Origin of the sequence: uncultured Thermosynechococcus sp., assembly GCF_938074695.1 — a bacterium.
Taxonomy (GTDB): domain Bacteria; phylum Cyanobacteriota; class Cyanobacteriia; order Thermosynechococcales; family Thermosynechococcaceae; genus Thermosynechococcus.
This window is the reverse complement of sequence record NZ_CALJEM010000014.1, coordinates 17,806-34,288: the sequence shown is the minus strand read 5'-3', so window position 1 is coordinate 34,288 and position 16,483 is coordinate 17,806. Positions and strand designations below refer to the sequence as shown.

14 protein-coding genes and 2 pseudogenes are annotated in these 16,483 nt (G+C 55.4%); 8 read left to right on the top strand and 8 right to left on the bottom strand.

All coding sequences use genetic code 11. The annotated features are described in order from the left end of the window. Window positions 1–150: pseudogene (locus tag Q0683_RS01875) on the bottom strand (photosystem II D2 protein (photosystem q(a) protein)); the annotation flags it as partial. Window positions 151–681: 531 nt separating this feature from the next. Between Q0683_RS01875 and rbfA the strand changes: the two are divergent. Then, window positions 682–1,062, top strand: a complete 381-nt coding sequence (rbfA, locus tag Q0683_RS01870; protein WP_298975999.1) for a 30S ribosome-binding factor RbfA — start codon at window positions 682–684, stop codon at window positions 1,060–1,062. Here the strand turns inward: rbfA and Q0683_RS01865 are convergent. From Q0683_RS01865 to Q0683_RS01855, 3 genes are all read right to left on the bottom strand, one after another. Further along, window positions 1,059–1,946 (bottom strand): sulfite exporter TauE/SafE family protein, encoded by an 888-nt coding sequence (locus Q0683_RS01865; protein WP_298613282.1) that lies wholly within the window; start codon window positions 1,944–1,946, stop codon window positions 1,059–1,061. The genes rbfA and Q0683_RS01865 overlap by 4 nt on opposite strands. A gap of 3 nt (window positions 1,947–1,949) precedes the next feature. Continuing rightward, the gene (locus Q0683_RS01860; RefSeq protein WP_298975996.1) at window positions 1,950–2,492 is read right to left on the bottom strand and encodes a rhodanese-like domain-containing protein; all 543 of its coding nucleotides are present in this window, start codon (window positions 2,490–2,492) and stop codon (window positions 1,950–1,952) included. 67 nt (window positions 2,493–2,559) lie between these two features. Then, on the bottom strand, window positions 2,560–3,258 hold the full coding sequence (locus Q0683_RS01855; protein ID WP_298613277.1) for an MBL fold metallo-hydrolase: 699 nt from the start codon (window positions 3,256–3,258) through the stop codon (window positions 2,560–2,562). A gap of 167 nt (window positions 3,259–3,425) precedes the next feature. Between Q0683_RS01855 and Q0683_RS01850 the strand changes: the two genes are divergently transcribed. From Q0683_RS01850 to Q0683_RS01830, 5 genes are all read left to right on the top strand, one after another. Beyond that, window positions 3,426–4,889, top strand: a complete 1,464-nt coding sequence (locus tag Q0683_RS01850) for an FAD-linked oxidase C-terminal domain-containing protein (protein ID WP_298613274.1) — start codon at window positions 3,426–3,428, stop codon at window positions 4,887–4,889. Beyond that, window positions 4,889–5,905, top strand: coding sequence for a cobalamin biosynthesis protein CobW (gene cobW / locus Q0683_RS01845; protein ID WP_298613271.1), 1,017 nt, complete (start codon window positions 4,889–4,891; stop codon window positions 5,903–5,905). The genes Q0683_RS01850 and cobW overlap by 1 nt, the downstream gene beginning before the upstream one ends. 6 nt (window positions 5,906–5,911) lie before the next feature. Then, window positions 5,912–8,224, top strand: coding sequence for a TrkA family potassium uptake protein (locus tag Q0683_RS01840; RefSeq protein WP_298617506.1), 2,313 nt, complete (start codon window positions 5,912–5,914; stop codon window positions 8,222–8,224). Window positions 8,225–8,303: 79 nt separating this feature from the next. After that, complete coding sequence (locus Q0683_RS01835; protein WP_298975992.1) at window positions 8,304–8,954, top strand: FHA domain-containing protein; 651 nt, start codon at window positions 8,304–8,306, stop codon at window positions 8,952–8,954. Further along, entirely contained in the window at window positions 8,954–9,853 is a 900-nt protein-coding gene (locus tag Q0683_RS01830) for a tRNA (5-methylaminomethyl-2-thiouridine)(34)-methyltransferase MnmD (RefSeq protein ID WP_298617516.1), read from the top strand. Before Q0683_RS01835 ends, Q0683_RS01830 begins: the two co-directional genes overlap by 1 nt. Here Q0683_RS01830 and Q0683_RS01825 read toward each other — a convergent pair. Together Q0683_RS01825 and infC are read right to left on the bottom strand one after the other, a co-directional pair. Continuing rightward, entirely contained in the window at window positions 9,846–10,589 is a 744-nt protein-coding gene (locus Q0683_RS01825) for a M50 family metallopeptidase (protein WP_298975990.1), read from the bottom strand. The two genes, Q0683_RS01830 and Q0683_RS01825, sit on opposite strands and share 8 nt — an antisense overlap. Before the next feature lie 17 nt (window positions 10,590–10,606). After that, window positions 10,607–11,101 carry a translation initiation factor IF-3 gene (gene infC, locus Q0683_RS01820; protein ID WP_298975988.1) on the bottom strand — a complete coding sequence of 165 codons (495 nt, stop codon included), beginning with the start codon at window positions 11,099–11,101 and terminating at the stop codon, window positions 10,607–10,609. A gap of 295 nt (window positions 11,102–11,396) precedes the next feature. On the opposite strand from infC, the pseudogene Q0683_RS10995 reads away from it, so the two are divergent. Both Q0683_RS10995 and Q0683_RS01810 read left to right on the top strand, forming a co-directional pair. Further along, a pseudogene (locus tag Q0683_RS10995) lies at window positions 11,397–11,950 on the top strand (efflux RND transporter permease subunit); the annotation flags it as partial. Between the two features lie 63 nt (window positions 11,951–12,013). Further along, on the top strand, window positions 12,014–14,443 hold the full coding sequence (locus Q0683_RS01810; RefSeq protein ID WP_298975984.1) for a DNA topoisomerase (ATP-hydrolyzing) subunit A: 2,430 nt from the start codon (window positions 12,014–12,016) through the stop codon (window positions 14,441–14,443). Here the strand turns inward: Q0683_RS01810 and tilS are convergent. Both tilS and ccsB read right to left on the bottom strand, forming a co-directional pair. Next, window positions 14,364–15,398: a tRNA lysidine(34) synthetase TilS gene (gene tilS, locus Q0683_RS01805; RefSeq protein ID WP_298613249.1), complete on the bottom strand. Its 1,035-nt coding sequence runs from the start codon at window positions 15,396–15,398 to the stop codon at window positions 14,364–14,366. The two genes, Q0683_RS01810 and tilS, sit on opposite strands and share 80 nt — an antisense overlap. A gap of 13 nt (window positions 15,399–15,411) precedes the next feature. Next, window positions 15,412–16,371, bottom strand: coding sequence for a c-type cytochrome biogenesis protein CcsB (gene ccsB, locus Q0683_RS01800; protein ID WP_298617892.1), 960 nt, complete (start codon window positions 16,369–16,371; stop codon window positions 15,412–15,414). Window positions 16,372–16,483 lie beyond the last annotated feature (112 nt).

Sequence of the window (16,483 nt, the reverse complement as noted above, 5' to 3'; positions counted from 1 at the left end):
GGTCAACCAGCCGCCGAGGGCAAGGTAGGCGCAGGGAAACAGGAGAATGCCTGACCAGCCGACAAAGACAAATCTGTCACGTTTGAGCCAGTCGTCGAGGATGTCGAACCATCCCCGCTCCGCTGGCGCTCGTCCAATCGCGATCGTCATGGAATTAAATCCTCTTGCAGATATAGATGCCAGATTTAGAACCTTACAGTTGCTGGTAGGGCATTATCGGCTCCTTACTTAGGAGCGATCGCTCCAGCATCCTGTTAATTTGGCTTTAATAAATGAGAAACCCATCCCTCGCTGACGCTTAAGTTAGTAGGTGATTTTACCTAGTCACTGTTGGCGTTCACCAAGGGTAGGTTAAGCTTCCCATCAGCATTTGCTGCGGGAGAACTATATTAACGTGATAGCGGAATTCTTACGAAATATCAAGGTGATTGTTGCCTAGTCTCCCCAGTTTCTCATTTTTGAGCAGGGGTTGTAATTCACCGAAACAGTAGGAAATTGGGGCCTGAACCGAAACAGAACGCCAGTAAGAAATGTTAAGTATTGTAAACCGCTGCCAGTGGTGACTGCCATAGCAGTCTTGGGCGATCGCCCGCAACCTGAGGAACTCGGCGATGGCTGTCTTGATAAGATAGGAGAGGTGCAGAATCGTCTTTACCACCAATCAAGAAAAGGAGGCCCGCCATGGCAACAGAGCGACGGGTAGCACGAGTAGCAGAATTAATCAAACGGGAAGTGAGTCAGTTGTTGATGTATGAAATCCGCGATGAGCGGGTGGGGGCGGGCATGGTCAGTGTCACGGATGTAGAAGTTTCTGGTGATTTGCAACACGCCAAAATTTTCGTCAGTATTTACAGCACCGATGAAGTACGTCGCTCAACCATGGCAGGTCTGAAGGCCGCTTCAGGCTTTGTGCGACGGCAACTGGGGCAGCGCATTCGCCTACGACGGACACCTGAGGTGGTGTTTATTGAAGATCGCTCCCTAGAGCGGGGGAGTCGCATTCTCGCGCTGCTCAATCAAATTGGGCAACAGCAGAGTGCCTCAAAAGCCCCAGAGTCCTAAGTGGGGCTTCGCTTTGTGGGAACCGATGCAGTGAGGTAGTGCCTCGCCGGCAGAGAGGAGCTTTTGCTGCGCTGGGGGGGTGCCAGTAGCGTTTTGAGGATAACAAAGGTGGCAATACCAATTAAGAAGTAGCCAAAGCCCTGCTGGAGTCGTTTGGCGGAGATGTAGTGACTGAGGTAGCTGCCGAGAACAGAACCACTCGCTGCTGCTAAGGTTAGGGTCAGGGTCAAGCGTGGATCCAAGTTAACGGTGCCCAGATAGCCCCAAACCGCAGCTACAGCGTTGGCAGCAATAATTAGGAGTGAGGTGCCGATCGCCTGTCGCATGGGAATTTTCCCCAGCAAAACAAGGGCAGGCACAATGGCAAAGCCCCCACCAACACCCACCAGTCCTGTCAGAATACCGACACCCAAGCCCTCTGTGGGTAGCCACAGCCAGCAGTACTTACATACTGGGGGGCTATAAAGCTGACTTTCTAAAAAAACTTCTGGAGGCGTGAGTTCGGGCGCAGGGGGGCGCTGCTGCCGCCGAATCATTAAAATTGCCGCCACCATCATGGCAACGGCAAAGAGTAAGAGCTGCACGGTATCGGTAATCCAAGGCAGGGCAGCCAGTCGCGCTCCGAGGTAGGCACCAACCATTGTTGCTGAACCAAAAACCAGGGCCAGACGTAAGTTGACGTAACCGCGCCGCCACTGGGGAATAACCGCCAGCAAACTGACGGTGCCAACAATCACAAGGGTCATCGGAATCGCGACTTTAGTCTCAATGCCCATGACATAAACCAATACCGGTAGGGCAAGAACTGAACCGCCGCCCCCCAATAGACCAAGACTCAAGCCGATGGCGATCGCCAGTCCGTGCCCCAACCAGTAACTCAGCATTGGCTATTTTCCCTTGGGGCGATTAAAGGGCAAGCGCATGAGCAGTTGAGCCAGTAGGCAGCGGCCACTGAGACCGGCAAAGAGCATGCCCAGGCCGACAAAGCCCGACAGGAAGAAAAATCCTGCGTTGACGGTAAAGCCCAAGATCACCCCTGTGAGAATTAAGCTACCGGCCGTAATTTGTACCTGCCGCATGATGCTGAGGGGAGCATTGGCAGCGCCCCGCACAGCGTAGCCCATCTGTTTCCAGCGCTGGATGCCTCCTTCGAGGTTTTTCAGGTTTTGGAACCCCCGCCGGGCAAGGATTTCGTAGGCCATCTGCGAGCGCCGACCCGACTCGCAGTAGAGCACCACCCGCGTGTCGGAGCTACAGGGAGGCTCCAGCTCCTGCACATTGGCCAAAGGGCACAGCAGCGCCCCCGGAATGTGGGCATTGTTGTACTCATTGGGTTCCCGCACGTCAATGAGCAGGACTTGTCGCTGCTGCAAGGCATTGTGGAGTTCAGCAGCAGAAATAAGGGAAGACTCAGTGGTTGTTGTGATCATAATTTTTGGTTTCTAACCTCGTGACTGAAGGATAGGTAAAAAACAGGGGCCATCAGGAGTCAAGGGATTAAACAGCCGCAGCAACCCTCCCACACTGTTGGTTAGCGGGCACTGCCTCCATGATTTTCTTGGGATCGGGCAGATTCAGGTTAGCCATAAACTCAATGAACTGCTGGCGATCGCGACCCACAAAGCGAGGATTAAAGCGTTTCTCCTCACCGATAGTAGAAACCGTGTGACCACGATAGTCATGGCCGGGATAGACTAGGGTAGAGTCGGGAAGCGTAAAGAGTCGCTGCGTTACCGCATCATACATTGCCCCCGCATCACCACTTTGGAAGTCGGTGCGCCCGCAGCCCCGAATAAAGAGGGAATCACCCGTCAGTAGGTGAGTGCCGTTGACCAAGAAGGCCATGTGGCTATCGGTGTGCCCCAAAGTGGCAATTCCCTGAATTGGGATACTGCCCACATGAATCACTTCCCCGTCTTTAATATGGCCATCGGCGCAGTCCACAGCTGCATTTTCAGGGACAAGGGTTTTGCAGCCCGTGCGCTCACGGATTTTACCCGCGCCGGTAATGTGGTCGGCGTGGACATGGGTTTCCAAGCAGTAGCGCAACTTTAACCCCAATTGCTCAATTAACTGCACATCCCGATCCACCTGTTCGAGGACGCTATCCACCAAGGCAGCGTCACCTGTGGCTTCATCGGCAATGAGGTAGGAATAGGTCCACGTGTCGTAGTCAAAAAGTTGGCGAAATAGCATAGCGCGCTCCAGTAGGGGGTAAAGCGTGGGGCAGGATTGTTTAACCCTAAAATGGTTACTACTTAATCTTATAACTATTTAGTAAGTAAATGTCAAATCCCCTCTGCCCCCATTGTTCTGAGGGGGAGTCAATTTACGATAGAAAAGGTGGGTTCACAGCAGTGGAGATGTCCACATTACGGCAAATTACCCCTTGGCAGCGGGTAACGGAGGAGCTAACGGCCATCGTCGGCAAGGAGAGTGTCATCACTAACCCAGCGGCCGCCCTAGTGTATGAGTGTGACGGTCTATCCATGTATCGGCAGCGACCCAAGCTTGTCGTGCTTCCTCAGACCACAGCGCAAGTTTCTGCCGTCCTCAAAGTGTGCGATCGCTATCGAATTCCCTTTGTTGCCCGTGGCTCAGGCACTGGCTTATCGGGGGGCGCACTGCCCCACACGGAGGGAATTCTCATTGTCACTTCCCGCATGAACCGGATTCTAGACATTGATCTGGCCAATCAGCAGGTGGTAGTGCAGCCGGGAGTCATTAATGCGTGGGTTACCCAAGCGGTTGCTGCTCAGGGCTTTTACTATGCCCCCGATCCATCGAGCCAAATTATTTGCTCCATTGGCGGCAATGTGGCTGAGAACTCCGGCGGTGTTCATTGCCTAAAGTATGGCGTCACCACAAACCATGTGCTCGGACTCACGGTGGTTCTGCCCAATGGGGAAATTGTGGAACTGGGCGGTGCAGCCCCGGAAATGCCCGGCTATGACCTCATGGGGGTTTTTGTTGGCTCGGAGGGGACGCTGGGCATTGCCACGGAAATTCGGCTGCGGGTTCTTAAACAGGCGGAGGCGATCGCCGTTCTCTTGGCGGATTTCCCCACCATTGAAGCAGCCGGGGAAACGGTTTCTGCAATTATTCGTGCCGGAATTATTCCCGCCGGCATGGAGATTATGGACAACCTGAGTATCAATGCCGTGGAGGATGTGGTGGCGACCAACTGCTATCCCCGCGATGCCGCTGCCGTCCTGCTGGTGGAAGTGGATGGCCTAGAGGCGGAAGTGCCCTTCCTGCAGGAGCAAGTCATGCGCATTTGCTATGCACAGGGGGCACGCCATGTGACGGTGGCCACAGAAGCCGAAGACCGCCTGCGCCTTTGGCAGGGTCGCAAAGCCGCCTTTGCCGCTGCGGGTCGCCTCAGTCCCAACTATTTTGTCCAAGATGGAGTGATTCCCCGCAGTCAACTGGCCACTGTCCTCAGGGAGATTGAACAACTCAGTCAGCGCAGTGGCTATCGCATCGCCAATGTCTTTCACGCCGGCGATGGCAACCTGCATCCTTTGATTCTCTACGATCAGTCGGTTCCCGGTGCCCTTGCGGAAGTAGAAGCCTTGGGGGGGGAAATTCTCAAGCTCTGTGTGCGCTTGGGGGGAAGTATCTCTGGAGAGCACGGGATTGGCAGTGATAAGGTCTGTTTTATGAGCGAAATGTTTAGTCCGGCAGATCTAGAAACAATGCAGCAGGTGCGCGCTGCGTTTGATCCAAAACGCCTCGCCAACCCCGAAAAGGTGTTTCCAACCCCCCGAACCTGTGGCGAAGCCGCCCATCAACTCAAAGACTTTCCCAACATTGAGGCCTTTTAATGAGTGCAAAAATTCCAGTCACAATTATTACCGGCTTTCTTGGGAGTGGCAAAACCACGCTGATTCGACACCTGCTCCAGAATGCCGCCGGCAGGCGTATTGCCGTGATTGTCAATGAGTTTGGCGATGTCGGCATTGATGGCGAGCTGTTGCAGTCCTGTGGCGATCGCGCCATGGGCATCTGGGAACTGACCAATGGCTGTCTTTGCTGCACGGTGCAGGAGGAGTTTTTGCCAACGATGCAAGCCCTCTTGGCACGGCGGCAGGAGATTGATCACATTGTGATTGAAACCTCAGGACTGGCACTGCCTAAACCCTTGGTCATGGCCTTCCGTTGGCCAGAGGTACGCCACGCAGCAACGGTAGATGGGGTGGTGACCGTTGTGGATGGGCTGGCTTTGGCAGCGGGTCAAGTGAGCGCTGATTTAGAGGCACTCTTTGCCCAGAAGGAGGCGGATCCAAACCTCCAGCATGAAGAGACGCCCCTTGAGGAACTCTTTAATGATCAACTGGCCTGTGCCGATTTGGTGATTCTCAACAAGGCCGATCAACTGACTCGGCAGCAGGTGGAACAGCTCCTGAGGGAACTGCGCCGTCAATTGCCCCCACGGATTAAGCTGCTGGCGGCGCAGCAGGGACAAGTGCCTGCGGACTTGTTGTTGGGCTTTAACGCCGCCGTTGAGGAGAACTTGGGGCAGCGGCCAAGTCATCACGATTTTGAGGAAGAGCACGATCACGACGCAGAGATTCAAGCAGTTTGCTTGGAGATGGGGACTTGGGATCTGCAACGCCTGCGCCAATCCCTTGAACGATTACTGCAAGTGCCTGACATTTACCGCATCAAAGGCTTTGCAGCCATTGAAGGCAAGCCGATGCGTCTTGTGGTACAGGGGGTCGGTCAGCGGTTAGACTGGTTTTACGATCGCCCGTGGCAATTAGCAGAACCCCGTCAAACCCGCCTTGTGGTGATTGGTCGTCAGTTGGAGCAACAGGCCCTGCTTTCCTATTTTGGCTAGAAGGATATGGCGAGCCTTGCGGAGGTCATCGATCGGCAACTGCGCCAGCTATTAGGTAGCAGTGCCACTTGGTTTGTTGACCGGGGCGATCGCCACCTGGCCATTTGGATTGAGTCCACTCAGGTTGACCTTGACCGCCTCACCCGCTGGGGCACTCTCCTGCGGCAGAAGTGGCAGGAGGGAAGTCTCCTTCTGTTTGTGGCTGAACCCTATCAATCCTTTCCCTACTGGTGGAAATCGTGGTCTGCTCCCGCGGTAGGAGCGTCCATTACCCAGTTGGGAGAGGGGGGTGGCCGCGATCGCTTTATTATCTGTGGTCTTGGTAGTTTGGGGCAGTTTTGCATCCAAAGCCTGCGCCGGTTTGCGGCTGATCACTTGGCCATTGAAATTTGTGCCATTGAACGCCACCGCAACATTGAATGGGAAATTCCCCAGTTGGCGGAGTTACTCAGTGAACCTGTCGTTATTGGTGACTGTCGGCAGGAAACAGTTCTGAAAGCCGCTGGCATTGATCGCTGCCGCACTCTCCTAGCGGTGACGAGTGATGAGGCCACCAATATTGCTACGGCGCTTGTGGCTCGCCGCTTAAATCCCCATGTCCACCTCGTGGTGCGCTCCAGTCGCGATAATCTCAACGCCCTTTTGGCGAAAAAGTTGGGGAGCTTTGTTGCCCTTAATCCGACGGAGCTGCCGGCTCCTGCTTTTGCCTTGGCAGCCCTTGAGGAGGATATTCTCGCGGCGTTTACAATTGAGGGGCAACAGTTTCGAGTGTGGCAGCAGACCGTCACTGCCGAGAGTCCGCTACTGGGTACCCCTGTCCACCGTTGGCAGCGCCGTCATCAACGCCTAATTAGTATCCGCTCCTGCCATTCGCAGCTCTCTCTCTTCCAGCCGACTCGCCCCCATCGTCTTTTTAACCATTGGCCACCGGATTTGCACTTTGAAGTGGGAGATCGCCCCATTTGGATTGAGCGCGTGGAAGTTGTCAAGTCCTTTGGCCCTCCAGCCTCAAATCCCCTGCAGCAACGGCTACAGCAACTGCGCCAACTCCCTGAGCAGGTGCAGCAATTTTGGCAGTGGATCCATGGCGATCGCTCCCGCGAATTAATTTTCAGGGGACTCTGGATAGGCAGTGGTCTGTGGCTTTTGACAGCCCTCCTGTTGCGCTACAACGTCCCTAACCTCAATTGGCAAAAGGCCTTTGCTGCGGGGTTTATTCTCCTACTGGGGGGCTTTGGCGATCTCTTTGGCGGGCTAGAAAATGATCCTGTGCCCCCCTGGCTACTCGTGGTCTGTATTTTGGTGGCAGTTGTCAGCATCCTCTTTATTGTGGGTGTCTTGGGCCTGTTGGCCGAGAAACTCCTAGAGGCGCGGTTTGAGTTTATCAAGAAACGTCCGCCTCTGCCCACGGCAGATCATGTGATTGTGGTTGGTCTAAATCGTATTGGCCAACAGGTGGTGCAACTGCTGCGCACCTTTCGTCAACCCCTCGTCCTACTGGTGGACAACCCAGAGCAGACCCAGCTCTTTGAAGACCTGCCAATGCTTTTTGGCAGCATTACTGAGAAACTTCCCCAAGCCCATTTAGAGAGTGCCAAAAGCCTAGTTCTTACCACTCCCGACGAGATGCTGAACCTTGAGGCGGCTCTAATTGCCCGCCAAGCCACAGAGCAGCGCCAGTCTCCGATTGGCTTGGTCATTAGCATCTATGATCCTACTCTCACCGATGATTTACGGGAGCTTTTACCCCGTGCCCGTCCCCTCTGTGCCTATGCCCTAGCAGCAGAAGCCTTTGCCGGCGCCGCCTTTGGCGAAACCATGCTTGGTCTGTTTCAGATTGATCAGCAAACCGTTCTGATTGCCGACTATACCGTTACCGCTGGGGATACCCTTGAGGGCAAGTTAATTGGAGAAGTGGCCTATGGCTATGCAGTCATTCCCGTCTTTTACAAGCGCCACGAACAGTTTTTGGGCGGGGAGACCAGTCAACAATTTTTGCCCAGCGATACACTGCAACTTGCTGCGGGCGATCGCCTGATTGTCTTAGCCACCATTGATGGCCTACGGCGGATTGAACAGGGGAAAATGGCGCCTCGCCGCCAGTGGCGGCTGTGGGTGGGTCTCCCCCGTAATGCAGAAGCCGCCCTAGAAATTAGCAACTTGATTACAAAAATCACGGGTTTGCCCCTGCCGCAATCGCGGGCTTTTATCCAGCAACTTCCTGCTGCCCTCACCCTCGAACTCTATGAACCCCAGGCTTTTCGCCTTGGGCAACAACTGCAAGCCCTAGCCCCAATACGTCTGTTTCCCCTCACTTAACTTAATTTAGGAACTTGGGCGATACCGCTGTTTGCAACTCAGGCTAAGATGTTGGGTAAAATCAGTTTCAGGTGTTCCCATGAATACCCATCATGAGCACCATTTGCTCCGCATTGAAGATGAAACGGGCAGGCGCACGGTTGCCTTGGAGGCGGCCACCTATTCCATTGGTCGCGATGTTACAAATGCAATTGTCATTCATGGTCACGGTGTCTCACGGCAGCATGCCCTGCTGCTGCGGATTCCTTCCCCCGATGGCTATCGCTATCGCGTGGTGGATGGCAATGCCGATGGTAAACCCAGTGCCAATGGCATCCTAGTCAATGGCCAGCGCGTGCAAAGACACGAGTTAAAGGATGGAGATGAAATTAACTTTGGTGGATCCGTCAAGGCGCACTACAGCATCATGTCAATGGGGGATGCCGAATTTATCAAGTATTTGCAGAGTGTCAACTACCACAGTATTAAGGCGGCGCCCTTAACCTCAACCGTTACCCAAGCAGAGGAAGAGCTGAGCCAGCAGCAGCCACCCCACGAAACACAACTGAATCTTCCACCCCCAAAACCTGCAGTGGTGAGTCCAGAACCTGTGCCAGGGGCAAAATCCTCTCCCCCTTTGCTGCTGATAATTGGCGGTATTGTTATTATTCTTTTGGTTGCAGGGGTCGGTGTTGTGATGCTGAACCGCTCTCCCGAACCCCAACCGCAGCCACCCGCTCAAATGCCGTGATGACCTCTTCTCAGCAGATGGCTGCCTTGACCCCACTCTGGCAGCCTCGAGCGACAGCGGACGGTTCCTTTACATTTTTTTCTTCCGAGTTTGGCGAAACTTTCCATAGCCTTGAGGGAGCGCGCCAAGAAGCCTTTGAAAAGTTCGCGATCGCCACTGCTCTGCCGACCCAAGCCCAAGCCCCCCAGTTGCAGCTTTTGGATATCTGCTATGGCTTAGGCTACAACACCGCCGCGGCCCTAGAAGTTATCTGGCACCACAATCCTGCCTGTCAGGTCACTGTGGTTGGCTTAGAGCTAGATCTCCGCGTTCCTCAAGCAGCATTGGCAGTGATGCCCCCTTGGTCAGCGCCGGTTCAGGCAATTCTTGAGAGACTGGCTGAGGGACAGCAGGTGAGTACCCCACAGTGCCAAGCACAGCTTTTAATCGGCGATGCCCGCCAAACCATCCAAGACCTTGTTCGCCAAGGATTTCAAGCAGATGCAATTTTTCTTGATCCCTTTTCACCGCAGCGCTGTCCGCAATTGTGGACGGTGGAGTTTCTCAGCCTAGTTGCTCGGTGTCTGGCACCAGAGGGATATTTGGCCACCTATTCGCGGGCTGCGGCAGTTCGTTCAGCCCTGCGGGAGGCCGGTTTGCACATCGGGACGCTCCCAATTGGGGCACCGCAGCACAGCCATGAATGGGCCCAGGGAACCGTCGCCCGCTGGCAAGCAGATCACCTGATTCCCCTTTCACAGCTAGAACAGGAACACTTGCAAACCCGCGCCGGAATTCCCTACCGCGATCCCCACCTGCGGGATAGTGCGGAGACAATTCGATTGCGCCGCCAAGCCGAGCAGCAGGTCTCTCACCGTGAATCCACAAGCCGCTGGCGCAACCGCTGGGGCATTACCTAGGGCGGGTATAGGCCACTCTGAGGCTCCACAGCAGCAGTCCTGGGGTCAGCACAGTAATGAGCGCTCCCCACAGCCAATAGGGGAGCCAAAGGTAGTGTTGTAAAAGACCTGTGTCGGAAAGCTGTCCCCCCGCAATGGCGTAGGTAAAGAGGTAGTCCACCTGCTGGAAGGTACTAATACAGGCCTGCACGCCAAGGAACTGAATGGAAAGACCCTTGAACCAGTGATTCCCGTGAGAGGCCACCAGGAGGATGGCAATGCCCACCCCTGTCATAAAGACAATGCCAAAGAGCGATCGCACCCACAGGAACACCGAGGCCAAGATAACGATGCCAAGTGCTTTGAGACAAATGTCTGTAGTGCGATGGGAGCGGCTAGACAAAATAAAAATGCTGCCGGCGATCGCTGGCCCAAGGGGGCCACCCAGGGCAACCAAGGCATGTCCCAAACGCCCCAGCAGCACCTCACCCCCATAGCGGGCAAACCCGGAGCCAGCGGGATCAATTACCAATTCCTGAAAGTAGCCCCCTAGGAGAACCGCTGTGAGGCCATGACCCATCTCGTGGAACCAAGTGGCCAAAATGGTAAAGGGATACAGGAGATAGCTCCCTAGGGGAAGTTGCCACAGAAGAATCGTGACGAGGGCAGCGATCGCCAACAGGAGTGCCGAGCGGGGTTTCTCATTGGCTGAGACATCCAGTGGGGTGGACTTGGGGTCTGGACGCAAGTCAAACATACTCCCCCTAGGATTAGTTAGCGCTTCGGTGCCAAAAACATAATCATATTGCGCCCCTCCTGCTTTGGTGCCTGCTGCACTTCGGCCACCGCTTGCAGGTCATTGGCCATGCGGTTGAGGAGTTCTTCTGCCAGGTGGGAGTGTTGAATTTCCCGCCCCCGGAACGTCACCGTTGCTTTGACTTTATCTCCAGCCTTTAGGAACCGCTCGGCGCGATTAATGCACACATTGTAGTCGTGTTCTTCGATTGTGTAGCGCATCTTCACCTCTTTAACGTCTGAGGTGTGCTGCTTTTTGCGGGCTTCACGAGCCTTCTTTTCCTGTTCAAAGCGAAACTTGCCGTAGTCAATAATTTTGCAAACGGGTGGATCCGCCTTGTCACTCACAAGCACAAGGTCAAGTTCCCTTTCGCGGGCGATCGCGATCGCCTCTTGGGAGGACATAATCCCCAATTGGGAACCATCACTATCCACCACACGCACCCGCGGAAAACAGATGCGTTCATTAATCATGGGTTGGTCTTGCTGTGTTTTCTTAGTAAGAGCCACTGGTACCTGTACTGTCGTTGATAAAGGTTGGTGCAAGGACTGTCACAGCCTGAAGGTGAGCTAGAAATGACCTCCTGCCCCTTGCTCTACATCTTAGCGGAGGATTGCCGATAGGAATTATTCTCTATTCACCAAGAATAAATGGAAACTGATTATTAAAGTAGCAGTTGCCATAGGCATCCCTAGACTAGACTCAGGATGTTTATTGCCTGCTCTGGGTGACTTTTAAGATTCTAAAATATGCTGCAACGGCAACTGTTCACAGGGTCAAGCAATGATGACAATGGCAGCGTTGGCTCAGGAGGTTCTCCCCGATGGCATTGGCTATAGCCGGACAGGGTTATCCCTAGAGTCCACCGTTCTGCAGGACAGGCACCGTTGATTTCTGGTCTTGGTTTGGTGTTTGTGTTCCTTGTGCTCTCGGCGCAGTATGAAAGCTACATTGAATTCTTTCGGTGCCTTTGGCGATCATGGGGGTCTTGCCGGCACAGTGGTTGCGGGGACTGACTGATGACGTATTCTGCCAAATTGGTCTAGTGATGCTTATTGGCCTCGCCAGTAAGAATGCGATTCTAATTGTGGAGTTTGCCAACCAAATTCGCAAAAGCAAGGGCACCTCCATTGTCAAGTCAGTCATTAACGCAGCTGAAGAACGCCTGCGTCCCATTTTTGAGAACAAGTGTCACAGGCGGTATGCTTGCGGCCACATTTCGGAGTTTCTTTGTGGTGCCCATCATTTACATCCTCATCAAGGAATGGGTGGCGCGACTAACCAAAGAGAAGCCTAAGGAAGCAACACCAACGGACGCTTAAGTTGCCTTACAATTCGCAAAACTCTTGTATCGTGGGGAATGATCCTTTGACCCGTTTGTGATCATGCCCAAACAACTGGATTTGCTGACCGCTGGACAGGTGATTCCTACGCCACTCCACAGTGAAATGCAGCGCTCCTATCTGGAGTACGCCATGAGTGTGATTGTGGGGCGGGCACTTCCAGATGTGCGGGATGGCCTCAAACCTGTGCATCGGCGGATCCTCTATGCGATGTATGAGCTGGGGCTGACGCCCGATCGCCCCTTTCGCAAGTGCGCACGGGTGGTGGGGGATGTGCTGGGGAAGTATCACCCCCACGGAGATCAGGCGGTCTATGAGGCTTTGGTGCGCTTGGTGCAGCCCTTTAGCAGTCGCTATCCGCTGTTGGCAGGGCAGGGCAATTTTGGCTCTGTGGATGATGATCCACCGGCGGCAATGCGCTACACCGAAACGCGCCTAGCCGCGATCGCCCAGCGCACGCTCTTGACAAATATCAACGACGCCATTGTGGAGTTTGTCCCCAACTTTGACAGCTCCCAAGCGGAGCCGTTGGTTTTGCCGGCACAACTGCCAATTCTCCTATTAAACGGCTCCACGGGGATTGCCGTGGGCATGGCCACGAATATCCCCCCCCACAATCTGGGGGAAGTGGTGGATGCCCTGATTGCCCTCATTGACCGCCCCCATCTCTCCCTAGAGGAACTGCTGAGCTATCTGCCGGGACCCGACTTTCCTACGGGGGGGGTGATCGTAGAGAGCGCAGAACTGCGACGCGCCTACGCTACGGGTCGAGGGACGATCACCTTGCGGGGGGTGGCTAAGCTTGAGGATATTCAGCCCGGCCGGGGTCGCCACCGCCGCCAAGCAATTGTGGTGACGGAGTTGCCCTATCAGGTGAATAAAGCGGCATGGATTGAGAAAGTGGCAGATTTGGTGAATCAAGGTCGCCTAGAGGGCATTGCCGATCTGCGGGATGAGAGCGATCGCGAGGGGCTGCGGGTGGTGATTGAACTAAAGCGGGATGCTGCGGCAGCGCAATTATTGGAACAGCTCTACCGCCTGACCGCACTGCAGGTCACCTACGGGATTAACTTGATGGCACTGGTGGGCAATCAACCCCGCCAACTCTCCCTCAAGGAGATTCTCAGCGAGTTTCTTCAGTTCCGTGAACAGACGCTGCTGCGCCAGTATCGCCATGATCTCGAAGCTGCTCAAGCCCGCCAGCATGTGGTGAGTGGACTCTTAATTGGCCTCAATGCGGTGGATCAGGTGATTGAGATTTTGCGATCGGCAGCGGATGGCAGTACTGCCCAGCGGGAATTGATGACGCGCTTGGGCTTGAGCGATCGCCAAGCCAGTGCTCTGATTGCTATGCCTCTACGCCGCCTCACCCAGCAGGAGCGCCAGGAACTGGAACGGGAACAGGCGGAGTTGCAAGTGCGGATTGCCCAGTGGGAAACGTTGATAAGTGAGCGTCCAGAGCGCCTCAAGGCACTAAAGAAAGAACTGCGCCAGTTAAAGAAAGAGTTTGCTGACCCCCGCCGCACCCAAATTCTCACGGCAGTGCCGCCCCCCCCTGGACCAGGGGAAAACAATGACCGTGACGAGGCTCCCCTCTGGGTAGAAGTCAATCATCGCGGCTATGGGCGCTGTCTGCCCCAGCGCAGTCGGAGTAGTGTTCCGCTACAAACATGGTTGCCCTGGTCGGAGCCATTGCCCCTAGCATTCTCGGTGCAGGCCAGCGATCGCCTCTGGGTGTTTACCGAAAGCGGCAAAGTCTATCCGCTGGCGGTGGAGCGACTGCCTGTCACTAGCCGCAGCGATCGCGGCCAACCCCTTCTGCCCCTCTTGGCGGAGTCGGCTCAGGGAGAGACCCTTTTAACAGTTCTTCCCGGTCAACCCACAGCAGAGAAGCTGATTCTGCTGACGCGCCAAGGCCGAATTAAGGTCATTCCGATCTCAGATCTTCAAGACCTGAGGGGGCGCGGTCTCCAACTCACGAAACTCAAAGGGGGGGATGCCCTCGGTTGGGTTCTGCCTGCAGACACAGATCATTTGGTGGTGGCCACCTCGCGGGGGCGGGTCTTTCACTTTTTCATCCCCGACCTTCCAGCTTTGGGACGGCTGAATCCAGGCCAAGTGGCGGTGCGCCTCGGTGTGCAGGAGACATTGGTGGGGGCGATCGCCCTCGCCGCACAGGAGGCTCTCCTCCTTGTGACCCGCTTAGGTTTGGGCAAGCAACTGCCCCTGTCCCTCATTGAAGTCACTCCCCTTGGTCATTTGGGACAGTTGGCAATACCCCTAGGACAAAAACAGGATGGTCTGGCGGGACTTGGCCGTGGCGGCATCCCCTTGGCACTGGTGACAACCCAAGGGCGGGCGTGGGTCACAAATGGCGCAGACGTACCCCTCCTTAACAGAGAGGCGATGGGGGTGGCGATCGCTCCCCTTGCGGCGGGGGAACAGATTCAGGCGGTGGTGCCGCTGGCCTGACCCATTCAAGCCACCGACCGCAGACCCGCAGGTGGCAGCCCCGCGACAGCGTTGAAGTTTGCTGACCGTTGCCTGCCGAGATCAGGGAACGCACCTCCTCAACCACCCCAAAGTTAATCCGCTCCTGGAGGCAGCGGCGGAGGAAGTGGTAAATCAGGCGGCGCTGCAGGGCAAGGGGCAATTCCCGAAGACGCCACCGGTCTAAAGCGGGGGGATGCTCGCGGATCACTGCGGGGGCAAGACGAGCAACCTCAGCCTCGAAATAGGCGCGATCGCCGGCCAGCAGTTCGGCGGTTTGAGCCAGCGCCTGCTCGACCTTGGCGTTGAAGTGGCGTTGCAGATAGGGGATTAACTCCAAACGCAGCCGATTGCGGCGGTAATCCAAACTCTGGTTCGTTTCATCCTGCCAAATGGCTAATCCGTAGGCTTGGCAAAAGGCCGCCGTTTCCGCTCGCGTCATCCCCAGCAGGGGGCGGACTAATTGAACTGCGCCCAAAGGACGGCTCGGCAAAAGGGTAGCCAATCCGTCGGGGCTAGTGCCACGCAACAGATGCAGCAGAAGACTTTCAGCGCGATCGCTTTGGGTGTGGGCGGTCACCACATGGGTGCAATTCAAGGCCCCGGCCACCGTTTCAAAGACTTGGTAACGCCATGAACGGGCGGCTGCTTCAGTTTTCGGCATCTGCGGAGCACGTACTACCTCACAGGGCAGGTGCCATCGCTGCGCTAGCCCTTGGACAAAAGCGGCATTGGCGGCACTATCGGGACGCCAGCGGTGATCACAATGGACAACAGCCAAGCTCCAGTGCCAGTGGGGCTGCAGATCTACCAAGAGTTGGGTTAAACACACCGAATCCTGCCCCCCTGACAGGGCAATCAGAATCCGCGACCCTTGGGGGAGCCATTGCTGGGCTTTTAAGGTGGTGTGTAGGCGAGCGTGGTAGATGCCCCACACGGGCAAAAATCCACTAGAAGAACCAACCGTAGGAGTGCAGGCCCTTCCCCAGCAGGTTTACCCCCAAATAGCAGACCCAGACGACGCCAAAACCCACAGTGGCGAGAATAGCGGGTTTGCGCCCCTGCCAATCGCGGGTCATGCGGGCATGGAGATAGGCCGCATACACCAGCCAAACAATCAGCGCCCAAGTCTCTTTGGGATCCCAACTCCAAGGCGCGCCCCAAGCTTCATTGGCCCACACAGCCCCAGAGATAATGCCAATGGTCAGTAGGGGAAAGCCAAGACCAATCATGCGGTAGCTCAAGTTATCGAGGGTCTCCGCTAGGGTCAGGCGTTGCAGATTCAATTGCAGCCTAGGCTGGGTGAGTACCGTTGTGCCACCTTCCCCACTCGCCGGTTCTAATAAAGGTTCTGGCATGGGCCTGCGAAAGCTGCCTGTCCCCACAGAACTCCCTTTGAGGCTGACGGGTTTGCCCCAAGTGACCACTAAGAAGGCGATCGCCAGCAGGGATCCCACCATCAACGTGGCATAACTCAGCATCATCACACTGACGTGCATCATTAACCAGTTGGACTTCAAAGCAGGCACAAGGGGCGCCGACTGTTGCATTTCGGGCGGGAGTGAGAGGGCAGCAAAGGCAGTAATTCCCATTGCGACGGGGGCGGTGACAACCCCCACAAGGCGCTGGCCACTGATAGACTCAGCGACAAAGTGCATTGCCGTTAAGCCCCAACACAGGAAAAAGAGGGATTCGTAGAGATTACTGATGGGAAAGTAGCCCCCCTCAATCCAGCGTGCCGCCAGCAGGCCAGTGATACAGAGGTTGGCGATCGCCATTCCCATGCGACCGGCAGCCGTCAGCAGCGGCCATTGGGGAAATGCCGCCCCACCCCAGTAGAGCAACATGGTGAGCAGAAGGACGGCAAAGGCCGTATTGTCCAACCAACCTTCAAGGGTTAATAAATCCATAGCGTTTTTTGCCAGCCTGCTATTCTCTTGTATTGTACTGTGCCCACAGCCCTTTTCGGGGAGTGGGAGACCGATAGCAAAGGCTTTTGCACAACCTAGGCTCTTTGCTGCC

Excerpts from the sequence above, each read along its gene's own strand:
- rbfA (WP_298975999.1), top strand. The coding sequence starts at position 682 with ATGGCAACAGAGCGACGGGTAGCACGAGTAGCAGAATTAATCAAACGG.
- Q0683_RS01865 (WP_298613282.1), bottom strand. The coding sequence starts at position 1,946 with ATGCTGAGTTACTGGTTGGGGCACGGACTGGCGATCGCCATCGGCTTG.
- Q0683_RS01860 (WP_298975996.1), bottom strand. The coding sequence starts at position 2,492 with ATGATCACAACAACCACTGAGTCTTCCCTTATTTCTGCTGCTGAACTC.
- Q0683_RS01855 (WP_298613277.1), bottom strand. The coding sequence starts at position 3,258 with ATGCTATTTCGCCAACTTTTTGACTACGACACGTGGACCTATTCCTAC.
- Q0683_RS01850 (WP_298613274.1), top strand. The coding sequence starts at position 3,426 with ATGTCCACATTACGGCAAATTACCCCTTGGCAGCGGGTAACGGAGGAG.
- cobW (WP_298613271.1), top strand. The coding sequence starts at position 4,889 with ATGAGTGCAAAAATTCCAGTCACAATTATTACCGGCTTTCTTGGGAGT.
- Q0683_RS01840 (WP_298617506.1), top strand. The coding sequence starts at position 5,912 with ATGGCGAGCCTTGCGGAGGTCATCGATCGGCAACTGCGCCAGCTATTA.
- Q0683_RS01835 (WP_298975992.1), top strand. The coding sequence starts at position 8,304 with ATGAATACCCATCATGAGCACCATTTGCTCCGCATTGAAGATGAAACG.
- Q0683_RS01830 (WP_298617516.1), top strand. The coding sequence starts at position 8,954 with ATGACCTCTTCTCAGCAGATGGCTGCCTTGACCCCACTCTGGCAGCCT.
- Q0683_RS01825 (WP_298975990.1), bottom strand. The coding sequence starts at position 10,589 with ATGTTTGACTTGCGTCCAGACCCCAAGTCCACCCCACTGGATGTCTCA.
- infC (WP_298975988.1), bottom strand. The coding sequence starts at position 11,101 with ATGATTAATGAACGCATCTGTTTTCCGCGGGTGCGTGTGGTGGATAGT.
- Q0683_RS01810 (WP_298975984.1), top strand. The coding sequence starts at position 12,014 with ATGCCCAAACAACTGGATTTGCTGACCGCTGGACAGGTGATTCCTACG.
- ccsB (WP_298617892.1), bottom strand. The coding sequence starts at position 16,371 with ATGGATTTATTAACCCTTGAAGGTTGGTTGGACAATACGGCCTTTGCC.